The sequence below is a fragment of the Bacillus cereus group sp. BfR-BA-01379 genome, from assembly GCF_022663605.1.
GTDB lineage: Bacteria > Bacillota > Bacilli > Bacillales > Bacillaceae_G > Bacillus_A > Bacillus_A mobilis.
Genome location: NZ_JAKUFT010000203.1, coordinates 1 through 421 on the forward strand (window position 1 = coordinate 1; position 421 = coordinate 421).

A 421-nucleotide genomic window follows, 5' to 3' on the forward strand; every position below is an offset into this window, starting at 1 on the left:
AACAAATGCAATGGAGGCTATTATGAAAAAATTTATGGGTATAGCAACAGCAGCGGTTTTTGGTCTTGGGATTTTCACAACATCTGCTAAAGCAGAAACGATTGTAACAACTGACGTACTAAACGTACGAGAAAACCCAACTACTGAATCACAAGTTGTCGGAAAATTATTAGATGGATATAAAGTTAACGTTTTACATACAGAAAACGGATGGTCAAAAGTGAAATTGAATAGCGGTAAAGAAGCTTTCATTAGCGCTGACTACACAAAAGATACTTACTACGTAACAGCAAACGTATTAAACGTACGTGCTGGAGCAAATACAGATTCAGAGATCATTGGTAAGTTGAAACAAGATGATGTAATCGAAACAACACACCAAGTACAAAATGACTGGATTCAATTTGAATATAACGGAAAA

The 421-nt window shown here is 35.4% G+C and carries 1 protein-coding gene; it reads left to right on the forward strand.

Annotated elements, in window-relative coordinates; all coding sequences use genetic code 11:
• The coding region (locus MR113_RS27465) for an SH3 domain-containing protein (RefSeq protein ID WP_242257491.1) at nucleotides 1-421 on the forward strand (421 nt) is incomplete at both ends.